This is a genomic window from Paenibacillus sp. ISL-20, assembly GCF_018613005.1.
Lineage (GTDB): Bacteria > Bacillota > Bacilli > Paenibacillales > Paenibacillaceae > Paenibacillus_AQ.
This window is the reverse complement of sequence record NZ_JAGGRD010000046.1, coordinates 34,670-57,274: the sequence shown is the minus strand read 5'-3', so window position 1 is coordinate 57,274 and position 22,605 is coordinate 34,670. Positions and strand designations below refer to the sequence as shown.

The 22,605-nt window shown below is 50.2% G+C and carries 23 protein-coding genes; 13 read left to right on the top strand and 10 right to left on the bottom strand.

All coding sequences use genetic code 11. The annotated features are described in order from the left end of the window. The first annotated feature begins 61 nt into the window (after positions 1 to 61). The 3 genes from J7E85_RS25150 (at position 62) to J7E85_RS25140 (ending at position 2,704) form a co-directional block, all read left to right on the top strand. Complete coding sequence (locus J7E85_RS25150; protein ID WP_215162728.1) at positions 62 to 652, top strand: fatty acid metabolism transcriptional regulator FadR; 591 nt, start codon at positions 62 to 64, stop codon at positions 650 to 652. A gap of 38 nt (positions 653 to 690) precedes the next feature. Continuing rightward, positions 691 to 1,458: an electron transfer flavoprotein subunit beta/FixA family protein gene (locus J7E85_RS25145; protein ID WP_215162726.1), complete on the top strand. Its 768-nt coding sequence runs from the start codon at positions 691 to 693 to the stop codon at positions 1,456 to 1,458. A gap of 268 nt (positions 1,459 to 1,726) precedes the next feature. Further along, positions 1,727 to 2,704: an electron transfer flavoprotein subunit alpha/FixB family protein gene (locus J7E85_RS25140; protein ID WP_215162724.1), complete on the top strand. Its 978-nt coding sequence runs from the start codon at positions 1,727 to 1,729 to the stop codon at positions 2,702 to 2,704. Positions 2,705 to 2,936: 232 nt separating this feature from the next. Here the strand turns inward: J7E85_RS25140 and J7E85_RS25135 are convergent, their stop codons facing one another. After that, on the bottom strand, positions 2,937 to 3,254 hold the full coding sequence (locus J7E85_RS25135) for a MazG nucleotide pyrophosphohydrolase domain-containing protein (RefSeq protein WP_098741415.1): 318 nt from the start codon (positions 3,252 to 3,254) through the stop codon (positions 2,937 to 2,939). Positions 3,255 to 3,471: 217 nt separating this feature from the next. Here J7E85_RS25135 and J7E85_RS25130 point away from each other — a divergent pair, with 217 nt between their 5' ends. Continuing rightward, positions 3,472 to 4,050 (top strand): LOG family protein, encoded by a 579-nt coding sequence (locus J7E85_RS25130; RefSeq protein ID WP_215162722.1) that lies wholly within the window; start codon positions 3,472 to 3,474, stop codon positions 4,048 to 4,050. Positions 4,051 to 4,215: 165 nt separating this feature from the next. Here J7E85_RS25130 and J7E85_RS25125 read toward each other — a convergent pair whose 3' ends face one another. Further along, complete coding sequence (locus J7E85_RS25125) at positions 4,216 to 4,959, bottom strand: SDR family oxidoreductase (RefSeq protein ID WP_215162715.1); 744 nt, start codon at positions 4,957 to 4,959, stop codon at positions 4,216 to 4,218. A gap of 318 nt (positions 4,960 to 5,277) precedes the next feature. Then, the gene (locus J7E85_RS25120) at positions 5,278 to 5,868 is read right to left on the bottom strand and encodes a TetR/AcrR family transcriptional regulator (RefSeq protein WP_251036035.1); all 591 of its coding nucleotides are present in this window, start codon (positions 5,866 to 5,868) and stop codon (positions 5,278 to 5,280) included. 234 nt (positions 5,869 to 6,102) lie between these two features. Here J7E85_RS25120 and J7E85_RS25115 point away from each other — a divergent pair, with 234 nt between their 5' ends. Both J7E85_RS25115 and J7E85_RS25110 read left to right on the top strand, forming a co-directional pair. Beyond that, a complete protein-coding gene (locus J7E85_RS25115; protein ID WP_215162713.1) occupies positions 6,103 to 7,080 on the top strand; it encodes a helix-turn-helix transcriptional regulator in 978 nt (325 codons plus the stop codon). An 88-nt stretch (positions 7,081 to 7,168) separates the two neighbouring features. Then, a complete protein-coding gene (locus J7E85_RS25110; RefSeq protein WP_215162711.1) occupies positions 7,169 to 7,786 on the top strand; it encodes a GyrI-like domain-containing protein in 618 nt (205 codons plus the stop codon). 123 nt (positions 7,787 to 7,909) lie between these two features. On the opposite strand, the gene J7E85_RS25105 is transcribed toward J7E85_RS25110, so the two are convergent. Next, entirely contained in the window at positions 7,910 to 8,623 is a 714-nt protein-coding gene (locus tag J7E85_RS25105) for a class I SAM-dependent methyltransferase (RefSeq protein WP_215162686.1), read from the bottom strand. 196 nt (positions 8,624 to 8,819) lie between these two features. On the opposite strand from J7E85_RS25105, the gene J7E85_RS25100 reads away from it, so the two are divergent. Both J7E85_RS25100 and J7E85_RS25095 read left to right on the top strand, forming a co-directional pair. Next, a complete protein-coding gene (locus J7E85_RS25100; protein ID WP_215162684.1) occupies positions 8,820 to 9,581 on the top strand; it encodes a kanamycin nucleotidyltransferase C-terminal domain-containing protein in 762 nt (253 codons plus the stop codon). Between the two features lie 167 nt (positions 9,582 to 9,748). Continuing rightward, the gene (locus tag J7E85_RS25095) at positions 9,749 to 11,497 is read left to right on the top strand and encodes a M28 family peptidase (protein WP_215162682.1); all 1,749 of its coding nucleotides are present in this window, start codon (positions 9,749 to 9,751) and stop codon (positions 11,495 to 11,497) included. A gap of 25 nt (positions 11,498 to 11,522) precedes the next feature. On the opposite strand, the gene J7E85_RS25090 is transcribed toward J7E85_RS25095, so the two are convergent. Next, a complete protein-coding gene (locus J7E85_RS25090; RefSeq protein WP_483311342.1) occupies positions 11,523 to 11,768 on the bottom strand; it encodes a hypothetical protein in 246 nt (81 codons plus the stop codon). 329 nt (positions 11,769 to 12,097) lie between these two features. Here J7E85_RS25090 and J7E85_RS25085 point away from each other — a divergent pair, with 329 nt between their 5' ends. Then, positions 12,098 to 12,307 (top strand): OsmC family protein, encoded by a 210-nt coding sequence (locus J7E85_RS25085; protein WP_215162680.1) that lies wholly within the window; start codon positions 12,098 to 12,100, stop codon positions 12,305 to 12,307. Positions 12,308 to 12,454: 147 nt separating this feature from the next. On the opposite strand, the gene J7E85_RS34285 is transcribed toward J7E85_RS25085, so the two are convergent. Continuing rightward, on the bottom strand, positions 12,455 to 12,847 hold the full coding sequence (locus tag J7E85_RS34285; RefSeq protein ID WP_251036034.1) for a DUF3888 domain-containing protein: 393 nt from the start codon (positions 12,845 to 12,847) through the stop codon (positions 12,455 to 12,457). Between the two features lie 36 nt (positions 12,848 to 12,883). Here J7E85_RS34285 and J7E85_RS25075 point away from each other — a divergent pair, with 36 nt between their 5' ends. After that, positions 12,884 to 13,792 carry an alpha/beta hydrolase gene (locus tag J7E85_RS25075; protein WP_215162678.1) on the top strand — a complete coding sequence of 303 codons (909 nt, stop codon included), beginning with the start codon at positions 12,884 to 12,886 and terminating at the stop codon, positions 13,790 to 13,792. A gap of 30 nt (positions 13,793 to 13,822) precedes the next feature. Here the strand turns inward: J7E85_RS25075 and J7E85_RS25070 are convergent, their stop codons facing one another. Then, entirely contained in the window at positions 13,823 to 15,265 is a 1,443-nt protein-coding gene (locus J7E85_RS25070) for a serine hydrolase (protein WP_215162670.1), read from the bottom strand. 333 nt (positions 15,266 to 15,598) lie between these two features. Here J7E85_RS25070 and J7E85_RS25065 point away from each other — a divergent pair, with 333 nt between their 5' ends. Continuing rightward, on the top strand, positions 15,599 to 16,657 hold the full coding sequence (locus J7E85_RS25065; RefSeq protein ID WP_215162663.1) for a hypothetical protein: 1,059 nt from the start codon (positions 15,599 to 15,601) through the stop codon (positions 16,655 to 16,657). Positions 16,658 to 16,731: 74 nt separating this feature from the next. Here J7E85_RS25065 and J7E85_RS34920 read toward each other — a convergent pair whose 3' ends face one another. Next, entirely contained in the window at positions 16,732 to 17,103 is a 372-nt protein-coding gene (locus tag J7E85_RS34920; RefSeq protein ID WP_353049557.1) for a GNAT family N-acetyltransferase, read from the bottom strand. After that, on the bottom strand, positions 17,104 to 17,673 hold the full coding sequence (locus J7E85_RS34915; RefSeq protein WP_353049556.1) for a hypothetical protein: 570 nt from the start codon (positions 17,671 to 17,673) through the stop codon (positions 17,104 to 17,106). Between the two features lie 165 nt (positions 17,674 to 17,838). Between J7E85_RS34915 and J7E85_RS25055 the strand changes: the two genes are divergently transcribed. Both J7E85_RS25055 and J7E85_RS25050 read left to right on the top strand, forming a co-directional pair. Further along, positions 17,839 to 18,957, top strand: a complete 1,119-nt coding sequence (locus tag J7E85_RS25055; protein ID WP_215162661.1) for an ATP-binding protein — start codon at positions 17,839 to 17,841, stop codon at positions 18,955 to 18,957. Positions 18,958 to 19,245: 288 nt separating this feature from the next. After that, positions 19,246 to 20,100, top strand: a complete 855-nt coding sequence (locus tag J7E85_RS25050; RefSeq protein ID WP_215162659.1) for an alpha/beta fold hydrolase — start codon at positions 19,246 to 19,248, stop codon at positions 20,098 to 20,100. Positions 20,101 to 20,302: 202 nt separating this feature from the next. Here J7E85_RS25050 and J7E85_RS25045 read toward each other — a convergent pair whose 3' ends face one another. Further along, entirely contained in the window at positions 20,303 to 22,603 is a 2,301-nt protein-coding gene (locus tag J7E85_RS25045; RefSeq protein ID WP_215162657.1) for a helix-turn-helix transcriptional regulator, read from the bottom strand. Positions 22,604 to 22,605: the final 2 nt, after the last annotated feature.

The window sequence follows — 22,605 nt, the reverse complement described above, 5'->3', positions numbered from 1 at the left end:
ACAAGAAATGAATGAGTATTCATTCATAATTTTAACTGTATTCTAACATCGGGGTGAGCATATGACAAGTAAAAAAAATGAAAAATACTACCTTATTCTCCAGGGCGCCCTAAAAGTATTCGCCGAGAACGGCTACCACCGGTCCCAAGTATCCAAGATCGCCAAGGCCGCCGGCGTAGCTGACGGCACCATCTATTTATACTTTAAGAGGAAGGAGGATATCCTGATCCGCCTGTTCCAGGAGAAGCTTGGCGAGCTGGTCGGCAAATTCCACGAAAGCGTTGAAGGAACCACGGACGCCGTGGAAGCACTGCGGACGGTGTGCAGCATCCATTTCTCGGAGCTCGAGAGCAATCCTGAGCTTGCTTATGTCACGCAGATTGAGCTGCGGCAGAGCGATTTGGAGCTGCGCAAGGAAATCGGTAGCGCATTGAAGCCATATATTGTGCTGATCGAGAATATCCTGGAACAGGGCATCAAAGAACAGAAATTCCGTTCCGATCTGAACGTCAAACTGGTGCGCAACCTGATTTTTGGCGCGATGGATGAAGCGGTAACCTCTTGGCTGATCTCCGGCCATAAGTATTCTCTCTCCGATCAGGCGGATGAGACACTTAGCTTTTTCCTGAACGGTGTTTCCAGCGGACAATAAGTCCCGCTGATATTCATATTGAAGGGAGCGTTTAACCGATGAAGATTGTGGTATTGCTTAAACAGACCTTTGACACGGAGGAAAAAATTACGATTGAGAACGGATCGATTGCCGAGGATGGGGTGAAATTCGTAATCAATCCGTATGACGAATATGCGGTGGAAGAAGCCGTGAAACTTAGGGATGATCACGGCGGCAGCGTGACACTCCTGTCCGTCGGACCGGATCGTACGGCAGAGGCCCTGCGCACAGCACTGGCAATGGGCGCCGATGACGCGGTGTTGATCGCAGACGAGCGGATTCCGGACGATGAATATGCGGTATCCAAGGTGCTGAACGCATATTTGTCCAAGGAAAGCCCGGATCTGATCCTGGGCGGCAACTTCTCCGTGGACCGCGGTTCGGGTCAGGTGGCTATTCGCCTGGCGAGCCTTCTCGGTATTTCGCATACCGGCTCCATTACCAAGCTTACGCTGAACGGCACCACGGCTGAAGTGCATCGGGATGCCGAAGGCGATCTTGAAGTGCTGGAGGTTCAGCTCCCGGCGATCTTCACGGCACAGCAGGGATTGAACGAACCCCGCTATCCATCGCTGCCTGGCATCATGAAGGCCAAGAAGAAGCCTTTTCAGACGTTGACCCTGGATGATCTCGGGCTATCGGAAGCTGATATCCAGCCGGCAACAAAGCAAAACGAGCTGTCCCTGCCGCCGGAGCGAGGTGCCGGACGTATTCTGAAGGGTGAACCCGCCGAAGTGGCACATGAGCTGGTATCCTTGCTCCGCACCCAGTCGAAAGTGATCTAATGAACGGGTGTACGGTTGTACCCGTTTGACTCCCACTATTGAATGCGGTTACACGGTGCCGACAGAGGGCCATGTCATCATTCCTTATGTATTCTGATTGTATGGTTGACGGGATGTCCGTCATGCACGCTTTTCGCTTGGTACGTTTCGCAAATCCGGAGCAGCAGCGGTCGGAGGAAATCTCCTGAATTCGCTTAGGTTGCTCAGGCTGGTTAAATCGTCAGACTCTCTTCACTTCAATCTCAAATGGATCCTAGGAGGTTATGATATGAGCAAAACGATATTAGTGTATGCCGAGAACCGAGATGGGAAGCTGCGCCAGGTTGCCCTCGAGACGCTTGGTGCAGCTCGTTTGATTGCTGGTGACGGTGACAGCATCCGCATTCTGGTCGCAGGCTCGAATATTACCGAGGCCGTATCGGCCCTGAAAGCCTACGGTGCCGACACGATCTATACGGTTGAGCATGATGATCTGGAGAGCTATAATCCCGAAGCTTATATATCGGCCATTGAAGCGGTCATCGGTCAAGCGCAGCCCGATGCCGTCCTCTTCGGACATACGGCCATCGGCCGCGATTTAGCACCGCTTGTCGCCGCTTCCCTGAATGCCGGGCAAATTTCCGACGTAACCGCGATCGAGACTGAAGGTGGAGAAGCGGTGTTCACGCGTCCGCTCTATGCGGGTAAAGCTTTTGAGAAGCGCGTCTTCCAGAACGGACCGTGGGTGGTCACGGTGCGTCCGAACAATATTCCTGCAGCGGAAGCCATCGAAGGAACGAGCACCAGCATTGAGGATATCGCTTATCCGGCTCCGTCCCTTCGTTCCGTGGTAAAGGACGTCGTCCGCAAAACCACGGGGAAAATCGACCTCTCGGAAGCCAAAATCGTCATTTCCGGCGGTCGCGGCGTTAAGAGCGCGGAAGGCTTCCAGCCGCTGGAGGAGCTCGCGGACCTGCTCGGCGGGGCCGTCGGCGCATCGCGCGGAGCCTGTGATGCCGGCTACTGCGATTACGCGCTCCAGATCGGGCAGACCGGCAAAGTGGTCACGCCCGAGATCTATATTGCCTGCGGCATTAGCGGCGCCATCCAGCATCTGGCCGGCATGAGCCAATCGCGGGTCATTATTGCGATTAACAAAGACCCTGAGGCACCGATCTTCAAGGTAGCCGATTACGGCATCGTCGGCGATCTGTTCGATATCGTTCCGCTGCTAACGCAGGAATTCCGCAAAGTACTGGTACCCTAGCATGATTCCAGCTCATTAGAAGATGTAATATGAAAAGGCTGTACCCCAAGGTCGATTGGACCCTGTGGTGCAGCCTTTTACTGTTCCAAACCCTGACGTACCCTTTCGGCTTTCTGGCTATTACCATAACTCCTGCAATGCGCTATCCAGCCGGTTATGTATGTTGCCATTTACCATTCAATGACTCCGACCCACCATGCTGTTGATAGGAGTGGCCCCGCTTTCGTTCATTTTAAGAACCAAACCGCTTCAGCAGCTTCTGCTGATGAGCCGTAAATGCTTCTTCCAGCGAAATGCCATAGAGATCCGCCAACAGCGAAATGTTGCCGAGCACGTCGCCGATCTCCTCCACCAAATCCTGCTTGAGCTGTTCCTTGGATTGAACCTCCTCGTCTGGGCGGTCCCTGCCGATCTCATAAGCGCGGACGGCACGCGCCGTTTCCCCTGTCTCCTCCATCAAAAAGCCAACGCGAATAAAGGGGCCGTACTGGGTCCATCCTCGCTCCCCGTAAAACTGTTTAATCCATTGCTGCGCTTCATTCATATCCATGCTTGTCCTACCTCCGCAATTCCCTGGGATGACTTAACTATACTTTTTACATAATTCAAGAACAAACTCATGATAATGCTAACATGTATGCCATAATATAAGTAGGTGCCGTCTGATGAGCATTAACAATATAGTCCATCGATGCCATGACATAAATCACTATATATAGTATAATTACTCAAATGAAATATCAACATCTTGTCAAGGAGTGTGCGAATTGAAATCTATATGTGTATTTGCAGGATCGAACATGGGGGAACACCCAGACTATAAAGCGAAAGCTGCCGAGCTCGGCAGACACATTGCCCACAACCAATACAAGCTCGTATACGGCGGCTCCAAAATCGGATTGATGGGTGAAGTAGCTAATGCCGTTCTGCAGCATGGCGGTGAAGTTATCGGTGTGATGCCGAGCGGACTGTTTAAAGGTGAGATTGTACATACCGAGCTGACCCAGCTCATTGAAGTAGCGGATATGCATGAGCGCAAAGCGACGATGGCGAAGCTGTCCGACGGGTTTATCGCCATGCCGGGCGGTTTTGGAACCTTTGAGGAATTGTTCGAAGTATTGTGCTGGTCGCAAATTGGAATTCATCAGAAGCCGATCGGACTGCTGAATGTCCGGGAGTATTATGAACCGTTCATGAAGCTGATTCAGTACAGTATCACAGAAGGTTTCTCCAATGCCTCCCACTTAAACCTGATCAACATCTCCGATGACCCGCTCAAGCTGCTCGAGCTCATGGATAGCTATACACCTCCGACGCTGGACTTGAAGTGGAAGGACCTAGATTAAGGGACGTTTACGGAAAATAGCGATCATTCCCCCACATTCAGGGGAAGCCTCGTACTCACAAGTAGGTTGATGCGTATTTATGACCTTCTCCACGGATCGACCATATCCCGTAACGAAAGGCACCGGACCCCCGGTGCCTTTTTGTTTTTGCAATATTGACGAGTATTACACAAACCCGCCGTTCACGCGGATCGTTTGACCTGTGATCCATTTCGATTCTTCGCCGGCCAGAAAAAGGACGGCCCCTGCGACATCGTCCGGCTCCCCCAGACGTCCGAAAGCATTCGTGCTCACGATCCCCGCAATCTGTTCCTCCGACTTACCTACGGTAAAGAGCTCCGTATTAATCGGCCCCGGCGCCACCGCGTTAATTGTAATTCCTTTGGGTCCGAATTCTTTGGCTAACTGACGCGTAAACTGCTCCACAGCGCCCTTCGTGCCTGCATATACGCTGTATGCCGGGAACATTTGCCCAACTACAGACGTCGAGAAATTGATGATACGCCCGCCCGAATTCATATGGTGAAAAGCCTGCTGGATCGCAAAATAAGTCCCCTTCACATTAATCGCAAACTGCTGATCGAAATCTTCCTCCGTCATGGCCGCAATCGGCTTGGTTGTCATGATGCCGGCATTGTTCACGAGAATATCGATTCCGCCATAAGCCTCGATTGTTTCACTAAACAAACGTTCAATTGCTACTACCTGACTTATATCGGCTTGAATGGCCCGAGCTTCGCCGCCGCCTTGCTTAATGGCGCTCACCACTTCCTCTGCTTTAGCGGGGCTGCTCGCATAGTTTACAACCACCTTAGCCCCTTTTTCCGCAAGCATCTCCGCAATTTCACGCCCGATGCCTCTTGATGCTCCCGTTACGATAGCTACCTTGCCCGATAAACTCTTTGTCATGATACAACCTCCCGCATAGGAATTAGGTGAATTAGGTGTACGAATATCTCATCAGATGGATCCTCTGATCTGTACGTCTTTTTTGTAATTTGATTATATGTCTCCACATAACAAATTACAAGTGACAATTTTATATTTTTGTCATTTGTAATTGAATGAGAACAAAAAAGACGCTATCCCATGCGAGTATCGCCAAGAATAGCATCTTTTTAACGTAGGTGGTGATCTTACCGCGCTAGCTCCACGGAGCTTTTGCGGTATCGCATAACGGCGGCCGCGAGCACTGCTTAGTTCCCGCTTACTATTATTCTCGCCTGTTTACTGTTTCGTGATTCCAGATAACAATAGCGCCCACACCGAGTCAAAATCGGCTTCAATCTCCTTCGAGGTCCACTGAGAGGCATGCGCCGGATGGTGAAACAGGGACGTTGCCATGAAAAAAGCTTTTGCCACCGACTCCGACTGACCGGGCTTAAATTCACCGGCAAACATGCCATGATCGATGATCTGGGCAATCTGTCCGATTAACAGCTTCACATGCGTATCAATCACCTTGACGGCTTCCAGCGTCACGGTCGTATACATGGCAAACATCTCGGGATCCTCAAGGACATAAGCCCGTTTGGCCCGGATGAGGGTATCCGTCCATAGCCGCAAGCGATCAGCGGCGCTGCCTTCCGTTCCGTCTGCAATCTTCTGTAACGGATCCGCAATCCGCTGCAGCCATCGTTCCGTTACGGCTTCTCTCAGAGCGGCCTTGCTGGGAAAATGCCGGTATAGAGATCCATGGCTCACTTGAAGCGCCTTGGCAACATCGACAACCGAGGTCTTGTCAGGGCCATAGCGCCGAAGCGTCTGCTCGGCAGCGTCCAATATGGCTTCTTTCGTTAATGGTTGATCATGTGACATAGGTTCAATGAGCATAGAGACCTTGGATTTTCCTCCCAACTGCCCATCTTTACGCCCCCTCTCTGTTGAACACATTATAACAAACCATCATTCAATATCAATATTGAACTTTTGTTATTTGTTATAACTGGAATCCCGGCTTCATACCCTTGATTACACCCCCTCATGGATTGTTATAATAGCTTCATTAATCCGGATTTAACCTAAATAACATGAAGAAAGCGAGTGCTGTCCATGGCTAAGCTGGACTATCTGTTATCCATACTATGGCTGCTTCGATCCCATAAAAAAATGACAGCCGAGCAATTGGCGGAGAGACTTGAGCTAAGTGTCCGAACGGTCTACCGATATATCGATACGCTGGGTATGAGTGGGGTACCCATCATATCCGAATCCGGGCATGGCGGGGGATTCAGGCTGCCCGACTCTTTTTTAAGCGTGCCGCTGTTCTTCGAACTAACCGAGCTTAAAGCCATGGAACATAGTGTGCTTCTTGCCCGACAAGCCGACTATCCATTTACGGATGCTCTTGAAAAAGCACGAACTAAAATTGAACACCGTCTTCAAGAATCCCAATTGGAAGACTTGAGGCGTCATGTCGGCAGCATCCATATCCCCTCGCCATCCCAGAGTGCCTTGCTTCACCCTATGTTGCGCGAGTTAGAGCAAGCCATTGCCAGTCGGGAGACCCTGATCCTTCAATATGCGAAGTCCTTCAGAGGCTCCGCGGAAGAGCGCCACATTGATCCCTATGGGCTGATCTACCGGCTCGGCAAATGGTATTTGATTGCCTATTGCCATCAACGGGAAGCCCTCCGTGTATTCCGGGTAGACCGGATGAACAGCCTGTCCTTAACAGGCCGCACATTTGAAATGCCGGAGCATTTCTCGGTACATGATTACATGAGCCGTATTCATGAGTATCAGGATCAGAATACGAAGGAGAAGGAAACGACGTTGGTAACCGTTCGCCTTCAAGGTCTCACCGAGGTCCTGGACGCGATATGCAACCAGTGGTTCCTGCAGCCTTATCTTGTCACAAGAAGAACTGACGATGAAGCTGAATTCCGTATGCATCCGGATTGGATGCTGCAATACATGCCATATCTGCTGCTTTCTTATGGCAGAGGAGTTAATGTACTTGAGCCTCAGCAGCTGCGAACCATTCTCTCTGAGACGGCCCGAGACCTGGCCGCATATTACGAGGACTGATCCTTCGATAACTTCACTGACTCCTATGCAGTCAGTGAAGTTGGTTTATGATAGGCGTAAATCATGACCATAAAGGAGAGATTTACGTATGACCCTTCCTAAACTCGATCTGGCCAAAAGCGATAAAACCTACTACACAGCCGGGAACACCCCTGAGCTTGTGCAGTTTGATCCCTTGCCCTATCTGTCATTCGAAGGTCAAGGGGCACCCGAAAGCTCTCTTTTCGAGGATGCTACCGAGGCGTTGTATACCGTTGCCTATGGCGTTAAGGGACATTGCAAGGCGGAAATTCAGGATTTTACCATTCCTAAACTTGAAGGACAATGGTGGGTTAACTCGGATCGGTACGGTTTGGAGGTTCCGAAAGAAGAATGGCATTGGAAGCTGCTCATTCGGATGCCGGCGTTCGTCACCCCGGAGATCGTAAGTTCCGCGCGGGACAGGGCCTTCTCCAAAAAAAATCATCTGGAACCCATTCAGCAAGTGGTATTGGAAACGATCCATGAGGGACTATGCGTCCAAATCATGCATATCGGCCCCTACAGCACGGAGCCTGATACGTTGGCGAAAATGTATGCCTACATGGAACAGCATCATTACGTCCAGGACGGGCTGCATCATGAGATTTATTTGTCCGATCCACGAAAAGCCGCCTCCTCCTCCATGAAAACCATTCTCCGTGCTCCTGTAAGACAGGAGAATTAGAACAGACAGAGGATTAAAGAGCGTCCTCTCTGAAAAGGACATCCGCGCAAAAAGAGGGAGCCGGCATTGGCCGGCCCCCTCCCGTATTTACATTCATTCTATATCTTAATTTTATACGTCTGTCTATCTCTTACGAATGCTTAGCAGCGAATTGCCGTTCTTCATAAACTCATAAGGCACAGTGACTTCCGCTACCCGAAAGCCTTCTGCCTCCAGCTCATGAATCAAGCGGTCCAAATGGCCGTAACGACTCCCCGATAAATCGGTCAACGGGAAGATGCGCACCTCTTCCGAGGCCACTCGCAGCAGCTCCCGAATCGTCTGGACATGAAAGTCATAATCCAATCGGTCACTGTACATAAACAGAAAATGGGCGGACAGCACCAGGTGAAACTGTTCGTTAGCAAAAGGCAGCTCCGGCAGTACTGCAGCGACATAACGATCCGGAAACTCCCTCATATCCTGGACGCAGTCACGGAGCGCTTGCTCGCGATGCCGACGAAGCCCCTGCACATCTCCGTAATAGTCCCAAACATAATTACTCTTCGCCTGTTCCATCGTTTCCATCGCATGCCCGATATCCTGCAGCCCCTTGGCCTCCAGGTCATCCGGCTTGTGATCATAGGCAATATCACTGGCCGTGATATCGAGACCATGCTTCGAACCGTGAGCGGTGAACGAACACGCACCGGAAGGGCAATCCAATACCCTTTTGCCGGCAAGCTCCGACATTTCCAAATCAAACATATGCGTGTACTCTTCAAACGTGCGGCCAATAAATACAACCCGGTCCAATTCCTGTTTGGTCTTGCCTTGACTCTGCTCAGCTCTACTCATCTCTTCTCACCTCAGCTATTTATTGTGGGTGCGGGTGCGACAACTACTCCCCACATCCGCAAGTATATATTACCATATGGTGGAATGCCGGATAACCCTTATATTTATTCACAGAATCCCAAACTCCACTCCTCTTTTAACCGTTCTATTTATATTATAATATAGATAACTAACTTTCTTCGGAGGGGATTACCTTATGTTACCTTATCCTGCGGCTACGACCAGAGAAGAGAAAATGAACATCATTCATCAAATCAAAGACCGCCTGCTTCACTTGCACGGCGATGACATTCTGGCCATTGGCCTGTACGGTTCGATCGCGCAAGGGATTGATGGCCCTTACTCGGACATTGAACTTCAAGTTGTTACACAGGACGGAGTCTCCCTGACCGGACACGAATTCATATACCCCCCTTTCAAAATCGAAATCGGCATGGAACAAAAACAGGACATACTGAAGGCTGCCGCGTCTGTGGACGACTCATGGGCGATTACAGCCGGCCCTTATGTCCATCTACAGGAAATCTACGATCCGGCGAACCTGCTCGCTGAGATTCGGAAGCTGCCCCTCCAGGTTTCAGAGGAAGCCATCAAAGAAACGATGCGGGGATTCATGATCTGGGAACCCTACGAAACGATGGGCAAAATACGAAACAACGTCCAATCCGGTAACTTTAGCTACCTCCCGCTTGGCGCCAAAGATCTGACCTGGCAGGCGGCCAAGCTGATTGGACTTGCCAACCGAACATTTTACAATACAAGAGCCAAGACATTGGAGGAATCACTGTCCCTGAAATCCAGGCCTTCCGGATACGATGAACTGGCGCAATTGGTCATGCGGGGTCAGCTTCTCCAGATCGATCATGTATATGAGCTTTGTGAACAGCTCTGGACCGGACTGAATGCATGGTATGAAAAAATGAATATTGAATATAAATCTAAAGAGCTTCCATTCTGATGGAGGCTCTTGCTTTGTGTTATGCATGAAAAGCTGATCATTCTCAATCTTATATTGACACATGTCATATTCTGGAACTACGCTGTGTAAGAGCACGTTTCTTACATACGATGAAAGATCGCTTTACGAAACGCCTGAATGATCATAAAAGGAAGTGAGTATTTATCATGCAAATTCAATTGAGTAGACCGCCGGATTACAAACCTCCTTATTGGCTGCCGCTTACAACCATCCTCACCGTCATACTCTTTATCTCCCTCATGCTGTGGTTCGAGAAGCCGCCGCAGGCCAGTAGCATCGATGCACCCGCAACCGAATTCTCTGCCGAACGCGCGATGGCGCATGTCGAGCAGATCGCACAGCAGCCCCATCCGATGGGTTCGCCTGCCAATGCGGAAGTCAGAGCTTACTTGGTGGAACAGATGAAGCAACTCGGCTTGAACCCGGACGTTCAAGAATTTAATGACCGCCTGACAACCAAGCACATCGACACCGACATTCAGCTAACGAACATTCTGGGCGTCATTAAGGGCACCGAATCGGGCAAACCGCTCCTGCTTATGTCCCATTATGACTCGGTCCCTACCGGACCCGGAGCGAATGATGCTTCGGTAAGCGTAGCTTCATTGCTGGAGACGGCAAGAGCAATCCAGGCCGGGCCTCCACCGCAGAATGACATCTGGATTCTGCTGACAGACGGGGAGGAGAAGGGCCTGTTGGGGGCTGAAGTATTCTTCCGTGACCCACAGCATCGTGAGGTTGGCATGATTGCGAATTTTGAAGCCAGAGGATCAAAAGGCTCCTCCCTCATGTTCCAGACCAGCGACAGCAATAGTCGGATCATTGAAGAATACGCCAAGGCCGTATCCAATCCTGTCAGCAACTCGCTCTTGGTGGACCTCTACAAACAACTGCCGAACGATACCGATCTGACGGTGGCGCTGGAGCATGGTCTCCCGGGACTGAACTTTGCCTATGGCGATGGGTGGGTAGCCTATCATACCCCGATGGACAACACGGAGAACGTCTCCCTTGAAACCATGCAGCATCAAGGCGAGAATGCACTCGCCATGGCAAAGCATTTTGGCAATCTCGACTTGACTGACCTGACTTCAACAGACAACCGTATTTACTTCAATTTATTTGGCCTGCTGGTTCATTACCCTGCAAAATGGGCGGTCCCGATCACCGTGGTGTTCGCGGCGATATGGCTGGCTTTCGCGGTATTGTTTGCCCGCATCTCTAGACTCTCCCTAAAGGGAAGTTTGATCAGCTTGCTAACCCCGATTCTGGCCGTCGTGCTCTCGGCAGCGCTAAGCTTTGGCTTGTGGTCGCTGGTTGATACGTTGTGGGCCGGCAAAATGACGCAGCCCACAGGCGCAACCTATGATTCGTTTCTATACAGTGTCAGCTTTATACTGGTAACCTTCATCATTCATGTTGCGCTCACCCGCTGGATCGTGCGGAAAGTGAATGAATTGGAGATGCTGCTGGCGGGCGCATTCCTGTTCCTGCTGCTGCTTGTCGGTTCAACCTGGTTCCTGCCGGGCGCAAGCTATTTATTTGCGATTCCGCTGCTGGTCCAGTTCGCGGCATTGACATGGGCGGCATTTACCCGGGACCCGATCGAATCCTTAAACCATCCGGCTGTTGTACTGGGAACGTCCCTTATCCCTGTTCTGTTGTTCACTTCGGTCTTTCATATTGTGTTCCTCATGCTGCCGCCAGGGATTCACCTATTCAGCGTTGTACTGATCGGGCTGATACTTGCCATGATGTCCCCGGCTGTACGAATGCTCGCATATGCCTGGAAATGGGTACTGCCGGCTGCCTTCATCGCCATCGTCGTTCTGCTCGCCATCGGCTGGATCCAGGCCGAACCCGGACCGGATCGACCGATTTACGAGATGCGATAATTATTGCAGGCACCCTGCCTGCTGCTCAATGCTTGAGGGTGTGACACCCGATAAACGCACCGTTATGTCCATGCCAAACAAGCAAACGCGCGAGCTGCGTTTGCTTGTTTTTTTGGATGTGATATTGGATTGGTTTCGCCGCCGTTACTTCAACGATATCTTGCCAATGCGGGGGGAGCTCATACGTCTCCATATGTTTGTATTCCACCAGCTTGACCATACCGCCGGGAATCGTCGGAGCCACCTCAAACACAAGCCGGTCCTTTCCCACCGTAATATGAGGACCGACCGTCGGGCTGGCCTATAGAATCTGCCTATGAATGATATAGCATTTCCATCTTTCATTCTTTCCAATGAAAGATGGATAATAGACCCAGAGTAGCTTTTCTGTTCTTCCATAAAAAATCAGCCCAATTTAAAAGGAAGGAGTGAATGGATTATGGTTATTTCCAAAAGCGGGCGTGAATCGTATCTGACCTGTATTGACAATGAAACGGATCATATCTATTCGGACGTTACCGCTGACAAAGGAGGAAGCGGAAATCACTTCAGACCGCATGACCTCATCGAAATATCACTACACGAATGGTACTCGATGCCATGCGAATATCTTATGAAGAGGTTACCGTGAAAGTGGAATTGGACCGAAGCGACGAAACCAAAACGATTTTTAATTATCAGATTGATATTGCAGGCGATTTGGATGAAGCAAAGAAACAGATCGTATTGAATATGGTAAAAAACTGTCCTGTCAAAAAGACGCTGTCGAAACCGCTGGAATTTATTATGAATGAATCCATGTCATCTTAGGGCAGATACCAGCAAAAAATGCCGCCCTCTTCGTCATGAAGCTAGGCGGCATCTTTCTGCCGTTACCTTTGTATTCTATACATAAAGTTTGCGCCGTTCAGGATGAATCCGCAGCGTCTCGCCATAGTGCATCACCTTGATTCGTTCTTAGTCCAGCGGCTGCCCCTTCAACGTATGGATATAATGCCCGCGAACCGCCTCATCGATATGAGGAAGCAGAAATAACATCAGCATATACTGATATTGCAGCTGCGCACTATCTTTCTTCGGTGAAGAGTAGGTCCCCTCGGCATGGGACGGCAGCGGTAAACCCATAACCGTAACGACGGCAAGGATTAGGCTGACGAAGGGTTTGTCATATTTCTCTCTCGCCTCCTTGCTGCAGCTCTTTATATTTAGGCTACCCCAACCGATAGGATTGATGTAACACCCGCGAAACGAACGTGATCCGCGATATAGATTAATCAGGGTGTGTGCGATATGATAGGTGGAAGCAACGATCTCGTATCGGCATATGCCTTCCTTATCACCTTCATTCATCGTGGTCTACGGATACGGGGAGGATATACAATCAACATGAAAAAAAGGATTAAAATCATGTCAGCAGCTATCATCGCATTTCTAATTGTCATTATTATCGCAGCAAGCTTCTACTTCTATAATGTCGCTATTGCCCGCGCCGACAAGGGCTTTCTGAACGGTAACCCGGACCTGGAAGCCAACTCGAATATCGACAATCCCTTTGCGGACAGCAAGGATTGGTGGGCCCAGCAGAGCTTCGAGGAATGGAACCTTACTTCAGACGACGGTCTGAAGCTGCATGCTTATTTTTTACCTGCCAAAGTATCTACGGATAAAACCGTCATCATTGCCCACGGCTACTCCGGTCATTCGAAGCAGATGAGCGGATTCGCCCAAATGTACCATGAGGACCTGGGTTACAACGTGCTTCTGCCCGACGCGCGCGGCCATGGACGAAGCGAGGGCGATTACATCGGCTTCGGCTGGCCGGAGCGCAAGGATTATCTGAAATGGATTGATCAGGTCATCGGGCATACGGGTGAAGACACTCAAGTCGTCCTTCATGGCGTGTCCATGGGCGGTGCAACGGTCATGATGACCAGCGGCGAAGAGCTTCCTCACCAGGTAAAAGCCATTGTGGAGGACTGCGGGTATACCTCGGTCACGGATGAGCTGACCTATCAGCTGAAGCGCATGTATAAGCTTCCGTCCTTCCCGCTGGTTCAATCCACAAGCCTGTTGACCAAGATCCGCGCCGGATACTCCTTCGGCGAAGCATCCGCACTGGAGCAGGTCAGGAAATCCAAAACACCGACGCTGTTCATTCATGGCGGCGGCGATTTGTTCGTACCTACCGAGATGGTGTATGAGCTGTACGAGAATGGTCCGGAGCAAAAGAAGCTGTTCATCGTCCCCGAAGCAGGTCACGGCATGGCGCGCCAGTTCGATCCCAAATTGTGTTAGGTGGTAGTGTATTTTTTGATAAAATAAACTTTAGTTAGACTGAAGCAGCTCATTCACCATACGAATTCCCTCAGCATGCTCCGGGTCCAGCTCAACCGATTTTCGATAATGCTTCAGCGCAAGCGCGCGTTCACCCGCAAGCAGATACATCTCTCCAAGACTATCATGGATGTTCGAGGATTCCGGGAATATCTGCACGGACAGCTCGAGCAGCCGGATTCCCTCTTGAAGCCATCCGCCCCGCATCAGCGTATACGCACCTGCATTGAATTCGCCTTCAAGCACCAGGAAGCGTTCCGGGCACGACTGCTGAATCTCGTTATACTCCCTGACCGCTGCATCTACCCCAGACCTGATCGTAAGCTGTGATAAGTGATGGGCGAGTGATCTTTGTACATAAAGAACGTCATCCCCCAGCAAAACATCCAGAATTGCTGAACTGAGTATTTTGCCTCCAACATGATCGGCATTCATCATGAATACGATGCCCATTCCTTCATCTGGCAGCAGCATCAAGTTGCTGCGAAACCCGATATCCCGTCCCATATGGGACATGACACGGTGCCCTCGATATAACCCCATAAACCACCCTAGGCCGATGTCCTCCAGACCATCACCATAATCAGTTGAAGCCACACTGCACCACATCTCACTGTAGCTGCTAGCTTCAAGAATCGATTTCCTTGCTCCCCGAGGCGTACTGCTCCCACTTAAATGAGCCAATGCATAGTTGCACATATCCACCACATTGGAGTAAAGAGTTGAGCTTGGCGCATGGGCACGATGGTATGGGAATATGCTGCTGAATTCAGCTCCGTAGCCTCCCTGAAGCCCGAGCACATGGGGGCTTGCCAGAGGGTAGTCTGTTGCCTCTGCTCTTAGAAAAGTGCTATTTAACATGGAAGCAGGCCTCAGCAGCTTCTGTTTCATATATTGTTCAAACGGAAGGCCGGTGGCCTTCGCTATCACGTCGCCTAATATTTCGTAGCCGATGTTACTGTAATCGAAAGCCTGACCCGGCTCCCTTTGCAGCTTGTAATCCTTCAAGCTCCTTACATATCGCTCCAGGCTTTCCTCATCATATTCAGGACGGTCCCATGCAAAGTCACTTTCATCCGGCAGTCCCGATGTATGGCTTAAAAGCTGGCGTATCGTTAAATCCCGGGCTTCGCCATCCATCATTTCAAAATAAGGCAAGTAATCGGATACCCATCCGTCCAGCCTGATGATGCCCTCCTCAGCAAGCTGCATAATACCGGTGGCAACCAACGTTTTGGAGACCGAAGCCATGTGAAACAGAGTATGCTCCGTAACGGCTTCGCCACTCCGTATATGGGTTACCCCGAATCCCTTGGCATAGATCATCTGGTGATCATATACCACGCCAACGGCCAGGCCGGGCAACGGTTCATCTTGGATAAACTGGGGCAATATCCGATCTAAATTCTCTACAATCCGCTGTATCTCGCTCATTGTATCCTCCCATGGGTATGATATGAAATTATCAAACAGCATGAACATGCAATACAACGCGTTATACCAACGGTTTCACGTCCTTTCAAAAGCATCTGAATACATCTTACTTTATTTCTCTTCGCTTAAGCCGGTAATAATTAACTATAGCTGAACGCTACCCGTCTGCTAATATAATGAAGAGTTGGGCGCTACCTAGCGGTCCCTGGCTCTCTATCAAGGTCAAGGCGGTTCAAATTAGAAATGAAGCCCATATAATGAATAATGAAATGATAATCAGGATAATTTTGTTATTTTACGCGACACCATGCAAGTAGAGGAGGAATAAAGGTTATGAACGTTGGATCAGCACGCGCAGCGGCGACGGATTGGGTATTGCAGCATGCCAGCAGGGAGCCTGGATTTATGGGTGCCTATTTTAGTGGCTCCACGGTCGGAAAGCCGGATGAAGCAGAGATGGCTCCGTCCTCGGACATTGATGTCGTTATCGTTACCCAGGATGCGGAGCCCCCTCTTAAGCCGGGGAAGTTTATCTTCCAGGATGCTTTGATCGAAGCCACCTATCTGTCCTGGCGGGACCTCGCCTCGCCCGAGCAGGTATTAACGTCCTATCATCTTGCGGGCAGTTTCCGTGTGGATACCCTGATGTCCGATCCGACCGGGCAGCTGCGTAAGCTGCAGACGGAGGTTTCGCGTCATTTTGCCGACCGGATATGGGTCGCCCGCCGCTGTGAGAACGTGCGCGAACGAATCATAACCGGACTCCGCTCCATAGATCCTTCTGCCCCTTGGCATCGCCAGGTTACCTCCTGGCTGTTCCCTACCGGCGTAACCACCCATATGCTCCTGGTCGCCGCTCTTCGCAACCCCACGGTCAGGCTCCGCTATGCGGCGGTTCGCGATGTGCTCAAGGAATATGACCAAGAGGAAATCTACGAGGAACTGATAAGACTGCTGGGCTGTAAAGACATGAGTGCCGAACAGGCGCTCCATCATCTTAATGGACTGGCCCGAACCTTCGATGCCGCTGCTGCGATTGCGAAGACCCCCTTCTTCTTCAGCAGTGACATTACGCCCGATGCCAGGCCGATTGCCATTGACGGCAGCCGCGAGCTGATCCTAACCGGAAGCCATCGAGAAGCCGTCTTCTGGATGGTGGCCACCTTCGCTCGCTGCCACAACATATTGGAAGTCGACGGGACTCCTGAGTTTCAAGAGCAGTATGCCCCTGCTTTTGATGCGATCCTTGCGGATCTCGGCATTACCTCCTCCGATGACCTGATGCAGCGGGCCGACGAGGTTCTTCGGTTCCTGCCGAAACTATGGAGCGTCACGGAAGGCATTCTGGATGCCAATCCGAATGTAACAGACGGGCAAGAATCGACCTCATAACTCCTCATTTTATATAGAAAAAGACCACGTCAGGATTATTCCTTGACGTGGTCTTTGTATTAGCGGCCTTTCGGTTATAGAGACAGATAAAATCGGTGCTCCTCTTGGTCTTTGGCAAAGCCAACCGACTGATAGAGTGACAACGCCGCCTCATTGGCTGCCTTCACTTCAAGTTTTACCGAGGCGGATCCCTGATCCTGAAGATAGGACATGGCACGGTATAGCAGATATTTGGCGATTCCCCGTTGTCTCCACGGGTCTCTCACAAACACATCTTCAATCACGCCGACGTTCCCCTCATCCAGCCATGCCATGGTACTGCCGATTATCGTGTCCCCTTCCAGGACATTCGTCGCTGTCCAGCTAGAATGCTCTTTATATTCCCGTAATCGTTCAAGCCCCAGCGGCGTTTCCGGCCAAATCTCGGCCTCGAGCTTTAGATACATCTATTCCTCTTCAGCAGACTCCATCTTCCACAATCGATAGCGATAGCGATCATCTTCTAACGGCAAGGCATGTAAAGGCTCCTTAAGTGACCGCTTCATGGAATACAGCTTCTCCAGCGGCTGAAATCCGATTTCCTCTGTAAAAAAAACGTTATTGCCGATCTCATGGGCATAGTTGCCCACGCACAAATACGTCCCGTATGTCTCCGGCAACATCCTCTTTAACACAAGGGCACGTTCATAGAGCACCTTATACATTTCACCTAACAGATCATAATCCCGCTCCCGCTGCGGTACAGCCTTGAGGTTCACATAAATGTGATGCTTGCAGTTAGTCCCACATCCCGGCGGGATCACGTTAATAATGTCGACCTGTCCCTTGGCCACCATCTTCCCGTCTTCAATAGCACAGACCACGTTACCCCAATTCTCCTGGTCACCCACCCACCAGAACAGTGCATCCGCTGCGGATACCGCCTGATACAGCTCCCCCAGCAGAGGCATATCGTCCTGCTTAAAATTCCGTATGATTCTTTCACCCAAATGAATGTCACCAACCTTTGCGTTCATTGTAAGACGACCCGGGATGATAAACATAGATAAAAAACAACTATAGATAAATAAATCGCTTATTCATGTACCTATTTCCTTAATATCGATTTACAATGTCGGAATTACGTAATATAATAATTACGTAATAACATAATATTGATAAAGTGAGGTTGATGATTCCACATGACACGTGATCTGATCCAAGAGATGGATGTCTTAAAGAATCAAATGACGGAGCTGCAGCAGCTTGTTTATCAGGCACTTATGGAACGAAAACCTGCATCCGCATCAAACCAACACCGCCAAGAGATTGCAACAGCACCTACGATAAATGAAGCAAACCCCGAAGCTGGCTCCGTCTTCTACTCTGGTCAAGTGCACCTGAACGGACAAAACATCCGCTGGGAGCCGCAGGAACGGCGAATGGATCAATTGCTGGACATGAACACCGAGAAGGCTGCCAAAATCCTCGCAGCACTGGGCAACAAGCAGCGCCTGGATATTTTAAAGGTCGTCATGGCAGAGCCCCTATCCGGTTCCGAGCTGGTAGAACGGTTGAATATGGGAACAACGGGTCAGCTGTATCACCATCTCAAGGCGCTGCTCGGCGCGGATCTCCTTGTGCAGGAGCAGGGCGGCCGGTACGCTCTTCCTAAGCATCGGAGCCTGCCGTTCCTGTTGCTGCTGTCTGCTGCAGGCGATCTGCTCGATACAAGTGATTACCTGGAGATGACCGAAACCCGCAACAATGCGGGAATGTATTTCGGGACCTCGCACGGCTTCGATATTCATCAGTTGCTTTGGGCCGTGGTGGAAAATTCAATATTGGAGCACACGAGCGGGTATGGCGATCAGATTGGCATTTTCCTGCATGAGGATGGCAGCGTGACGGTTACCGATAACGGAAGAGGCATTCCCGTGCAAGCACTCCCGAATTCCAACGTCCCTGTTGTGCAGTCGATTCTAACCGATGTCCACCGGTTGAACGCCAGCGCACACTTTCTAGTCCCCGGCGCGGAGAAAGGCATCAGCATCGCCGTAGTCAATGCCCTCTCCAAGCAGCTGACCGTGGAAATTCGCCGTGACGGGAACATATACCGGCAGGAGTACAGGCACGGCATTCCACAGACCGGGCTTCTGATTGTCGGCATGACTCAGCAGACAGGTACCAGCGTGACATTCAAGCCTGAGCCAGAATTATTCAGCTCTGCCTTTGAATTTGACCGCATCATCGAGCGTAAGAGCCCAATTGCCGCGGACTATCCTGGACTCACCCTAACAATCCGCGATACCGCTGAATAAAGGGGCTGGAGAATTCGCGGCTTAGAGCTGCGCATCAAGCTTATTCATAACAGCACACTCAGATGCCACAACGTGGGCACTGCTCCCTGCGCACATGGTGCGTGGTCTGGGGTCCGGGGCATGCTTGGATGGCTGTCGACCGAACACATGTCTGGTGCTATACTGAGCTTGAACGAACGCTAATCGAGGTGATATAGAATGCTGGAACGTTCTATGGAGAATGTAATGGAATCAGAACAGGAAAGGGGATGGTGCGATTAAATAAAAAACGAAACGAGGACGATACACATGAGCATACAGAGTACGGTAATAAGCGAAGGATTTGCATTGAATGTTTCCATTCGTGGAAACGGCAGGCCTATTCTGGTGGTGGGAAGCAGTATTTACTACCCCCGCTTGTTTTCGGAACAACTCTACACTTCATTTCAACTGATTTTCCTGGACCATCGAGGCTTTGTGAAGCCCCCTCGGACACTGGAGCCGGAAGACTATGCGCTAGATAAGGTTCTGGATGATATCGAAGCGGCAAGGCAAACGCTGGAACTGGAGGATTTTATTATATTGGGGCATTCGGGCCATGCCTTTATGGCGCTGGAGTATGCCAAAAAATATCCGGAACATGTCCGGAAGGTGGTCCTGCTGAACACGGCCCCGACCAACAGCCCGGAGCGGAAGCAGCAGAGCATCGCTTTTTTCAATGAAACGGCAAGCCCAGAACGGAAACGGCAGTTTGAAGCGGATATCTCCCTGCTGGCGGGGGACATCCAGAGAGAGCCGGAACGTCGTTTTGCTCATATGTGCATCCGAATGGGAGCGCACAGCTTCTATGACTATGCTTATGATGCGGCTTGGATGTGGGAAGGGGTCTTCACCAGCATGCCCGTCATGGATCATTTATGGGGAGAAGCCTTCGCGCGGCTCAATCTGATCGATTCGTTGAAAGAGGTTGCCAAGCCCGTCCTCATCGGTCTTGGACGGTACGACTATTTGGTCAGTCCCGTATCACTCTGGGATGCTGTAGACGACTCGCAGGAACACGTGAAGAAGGTCATTTTTGAAAAAAGCGGCCATAATCCGATGTTCGAAGAGCCTGAGCTATTTGATGCCATATTAACGGATTGGATTCTTGAAACGGACAACTAACCCGTGAAGATACAACGCATGCCGTTACTGTAATGAAGAGGAGCCCTCAGCATTCCGCTGGGGGCTCCTTTTACGTCTACTTGCGTTTTAACCGGTAAACTCTCGCTTCATACGGCTTCAGTTTCACTTTCTATAACGATTCCGGCAAGAGGCAACGTTACTTCCGTTGCGTATGGGCATCCAAGCGTCGGCAATAACGACTTTAGCCAAGCCGAACAGAGCGGTATTGCGATGGAGAGATACCTTCCCTTTTACGGAACGCGCGCGAGAAATTATTCTCATCAACAAATCCAACCTGCTCGACGATTTCTTTAATGGACAGCGGCGTTGTTTCAAGCAGCTCCTTTGCTTTTTCGATCCGGATTTTCGAGACATATTGCATTAAAGGCAATCCGTTCTTGTTCTTGAAATAGCGCGTTACGTAAGACGGAGTCAACGAGAGCTCTTCAGCAATGGTCGAGAGACTGAGATTGCAGTCCATATACGATCGGGCCACGTACTCCAGCATGGCCGTATACAATCGGTCGTGACTCGAATCCTCCCCTAAGCTGTCTTGAATGCTGTGGGCGGCTTCAAACATATTGCCGCAAGCCTCGTCGATCGTCTTCGACTGGTATTCGGTAAGAGCATCCAGCTTGTATTTAATGGCTTCGCGATGCGAAAGCGGGATGTTATTGACAAGCTGGTTCAAGGTGAAGATCATTTGCTGGTACGTTAAGCGGAAGGCTGATGCATCTTCCAAAAACGTGAACCGTGCTTTAAGCTCGACGATTTGCCGCTCTAGGTTTTCAGGATCTTTGGAGCAGACTGCAGCATGAAGCGCATCTGCCAGCAGCGAAATTTGCCGCACGTCGCCCGTGCCGGCAGCTGCCTCACTCGCGATTCTCGGAGCGGCTGCCGAAGGCGTAATAATCGATTTTTTGCCGGCAAAAATCCGGTATTCCGAAAGTGAAGTCGCCGAATTAAACGATTGATGCAGTTCATTGGTTGGCTGCGGCTCGCCAACGGCACAGGACAAGGAAAGTGCGAAATGCCTTTCCATGAACGCCAAAATCTGCTCGGCAAACGCGCGGCTATGCTCCTCCCAGCGGTCTGCCTCGTCGGTATTCCACGATACGATACCGACAATACCATTGTCGATAGCCAAATCAAGCGCATAATTGGCGCCATGCTCGCCTGATAAGTTCTCAAAAACGTTGCAGATGGCATACTTCATCAACCATTGCTCGCTTAGCGGATCTTTGCTTACTTTGGCATTGTAGTCGTCAAACATAAACATCAGTACATTGCTTGTATTTCGCATGCCAAGCAGCTTGTCCAATGCATTCCGATTGGCCTCGGACGTATTATCTACGTTCAACTTCCCCATCAGTACAGCCAGCAACAGCTGGTTTCTTGTCAAAATTTCCTGATTATGCATCATGTGGGACAAGTGTAGGCTTTCATCTCTCATCTGCTCGATATATTGCGTTAACCGGGTCAGCTCATCCTGCTCGGTAACCTCGGCTTTATCCGTGAACCCGGAAAAACGGTTCGATAGCTCCTGGATCGGCTGATAGCTTTTGAAAGCCGAACGGAAGCAAAGCACCACACCAAGAACAAGCGAGAACAGGAATATTCCCAAGGAAATCGTGAGGGCGGCATAATACTCTTGGTTGTAGGCACTGCGTTGAATCGCGTTAATGACATGGAACTGTTGTTTTTCGGACGTTTCCTGCAGGAGAAGATAGCCTGGAATGCGCATCTTAGCATCATTGATGGCAAGGGCAAGCCTTCTCCAATCCAAGTCGCTATGACCTTTTAAATAGAAAATCGGTGTGCCGCTGCGGTCAAAAGCGATCAAACTGCTTTCGTTATCGGTTATTTGCCGGAAATTATTCAATAAAGCGGAATAGTCCAATTTATAAATCATCACCCCGCTGGAATATGGCGTACCATTGAGCGGGATCAACAATAGAAGAACCTGTTCCTTCCCCGGTTCTTCACTCGTATGGGTCAGCGAGGAAATAAACGCAGGCTCCTTCAGCTTATCCAGTACATCGTATAATTGCTCTGACGCTATTCGGTTATGGCCGATTAAACGAACATAGCTTTCCGGGGTATACATGCCCGTATCCGTAAATATCGTGTTCTCCAGCGAAGGATAAGAGGATTGACGATAGTAAAGGCCTATCGAATCGAGATTTGCTGAAGGCGCTTTCAAATTTGCCAGTTCATTCGCAATAGAATACGGATAAGCCACCTGCTCTTGCAATTGATAAGGGAGCAGCCTTGTATTTCGCGATACGGACAAGGTCAGCATCTGCAAATCGAATATTCGGGTATCGAGCAGTTCGGTCATGTGCGCCATCGATTTCTGCGTGTTGTCCATAAGCCGATTATAGGTGTTCGATAAAGAAATGATATTGGTCAATAAGAATAGAATTCCGGACACGGCCAATATGAGAAGGTACCGGAACAAAAATTTACGATACAGCTTGGACTGGATTGCTTTGCGCACCATCG

Coding starts and splice junctions, on each gene's coding strand:
- J7E85_RS25150 (WP_215162728.1), top strand. CDS start 62: ATGACAAGTAAAAAAAATGAAAAATACTACCTTATTCTCCAGGGCGCC.
- J7E85_RS25145 (WP_215162726.1), top strand. CDS start 691: ATGAAGATTGTGGTATTGCTTAAACAGACCTTTGACACGGAGGAAAAA.
- J7E85_RS25140 (WP_215162724.1), top strand. CDS start 1,727: ATGAGCAAAACGATATTAGTGTATGCCGAGAACCGAGATGGGAAGCTG.
- J7E85_RS25135 (WP_098741415.1), bottom strand. CDS start 3,254: ATGGATATGAATGAAGCGCAGCAATGGATTAAACAGTTTTACGGGGAG.
- J7E85_RS25125 (WP_215162715.1), bottom strand. CDS start 4,959: ATGACAAAGAGTTTATCGGGCAAGGTAGCTATCGTAACGGGAGCATCA.
- J7E85_RS25120 (WP_251036035.1), bottom strand. CDS start 5,868: ATGTCACATGATCAACCATTAACGAAAGAAGCCATATTGGACGCTGCC.
- J7E85_RS25115 (WP_215162713.1), top strand. CDS start 6,103: ATGGCTAAGCTGGACTATCTGTTATCCATACTATGGCTGCTTCGATCC.
- J7E85_RS25110 (WP_215162711.1), top strand. CDS start 7,169: ATGACCCTTCCTAAACTCGATCTGGCCAAAAGCGATAAAACCTACTAC.
- J7E85_RS25105 (WP_215162686.1), bottom strand. CDS start 8,623: ATGAGTAGAGCTGAGCAGAGTCAAGGCAAGACCAAACAGGAATTGGAC.
- J7E85_RS25100 (WP_215162684.1), top strand. CDS start 8,820: ATGTTACCTTATCCTGCGGCTACGACCAGAGAAGAGAAAATGAACATC.
- J7E85_RS25095 (WP_215162682.1), top strand. CDS start 9,749: ATGCAAATTCAATTGAGTAGACCGCCGGATTACAAACCTCCTTATTGG.
- J7E85_RS25085 (WP_215162680.1), top strand. CDS start 12,098: ATGCGAATATCTTATGAAGAGGTTACCGTGAAAGTGGAATTGGACCGA.
- J7E85_RS34285 (WP_251036034.1), bottom strand. CDS start 12,847: ATGAATGAAGGTGATAAGGAAGGCATATGCCGATACGAGATCGTTGCT.
- J7E85_RS25075 (WP_215162678.1), top strand. CDS start 12,884: ATGAAAAAAAGGATTAAAATCATGTCAGCAGCTATCATCGCATTTCTA.
- J7E85_RS25070 (WP_215162670.1), bottom strand. CDS start 15,265: ATGAGCGAGATACAGCGGATTGTAGAGAATTTAGATCGGATATTGCCC.
- J7E85_RS25065 (WP_215162663.1), top strand. CDS start 15,599: ATGAACGTTGGATCAGCACGCGCAGCGGCGACGGATTGGGTATTGCAG.
- J7E85_RS34920 (WP_353049557.1), bottom strand. CDS start 17,103: ATGTATCTAAAGCTCGAGGCCGAGATTTGGCCGGAAACGCCGCTGGGG.
- J7E85_RS34915 (WP_353049556.1), bottom strand. CDS start 17,673: ATGAACGCAAAGGTTGGTGACATTCATTTGGGTGAAAGAATCATACGG.
- J7E85_RS25055 (WP_215162661.1), top strand. CDS start 17,839: ATGACACGTGATCTGATCCAAGAGATGGATGTCTTAAAGAATCAAATG.
- J7E85_RS25050 (WP_215162659.1), top strand. CDS start 19,246: ATGAGCATACAGAGTACGGTAATAAGCGAAGGATTTGCATTGAATGTT.
- J7E85_RS25045 (WP_215162657.1), bottom strand. CDS start 22,603: ATGGTGCGCAAAGCAATCCAGTCCAAGCTGTATCGTAAATTTTTGTTC.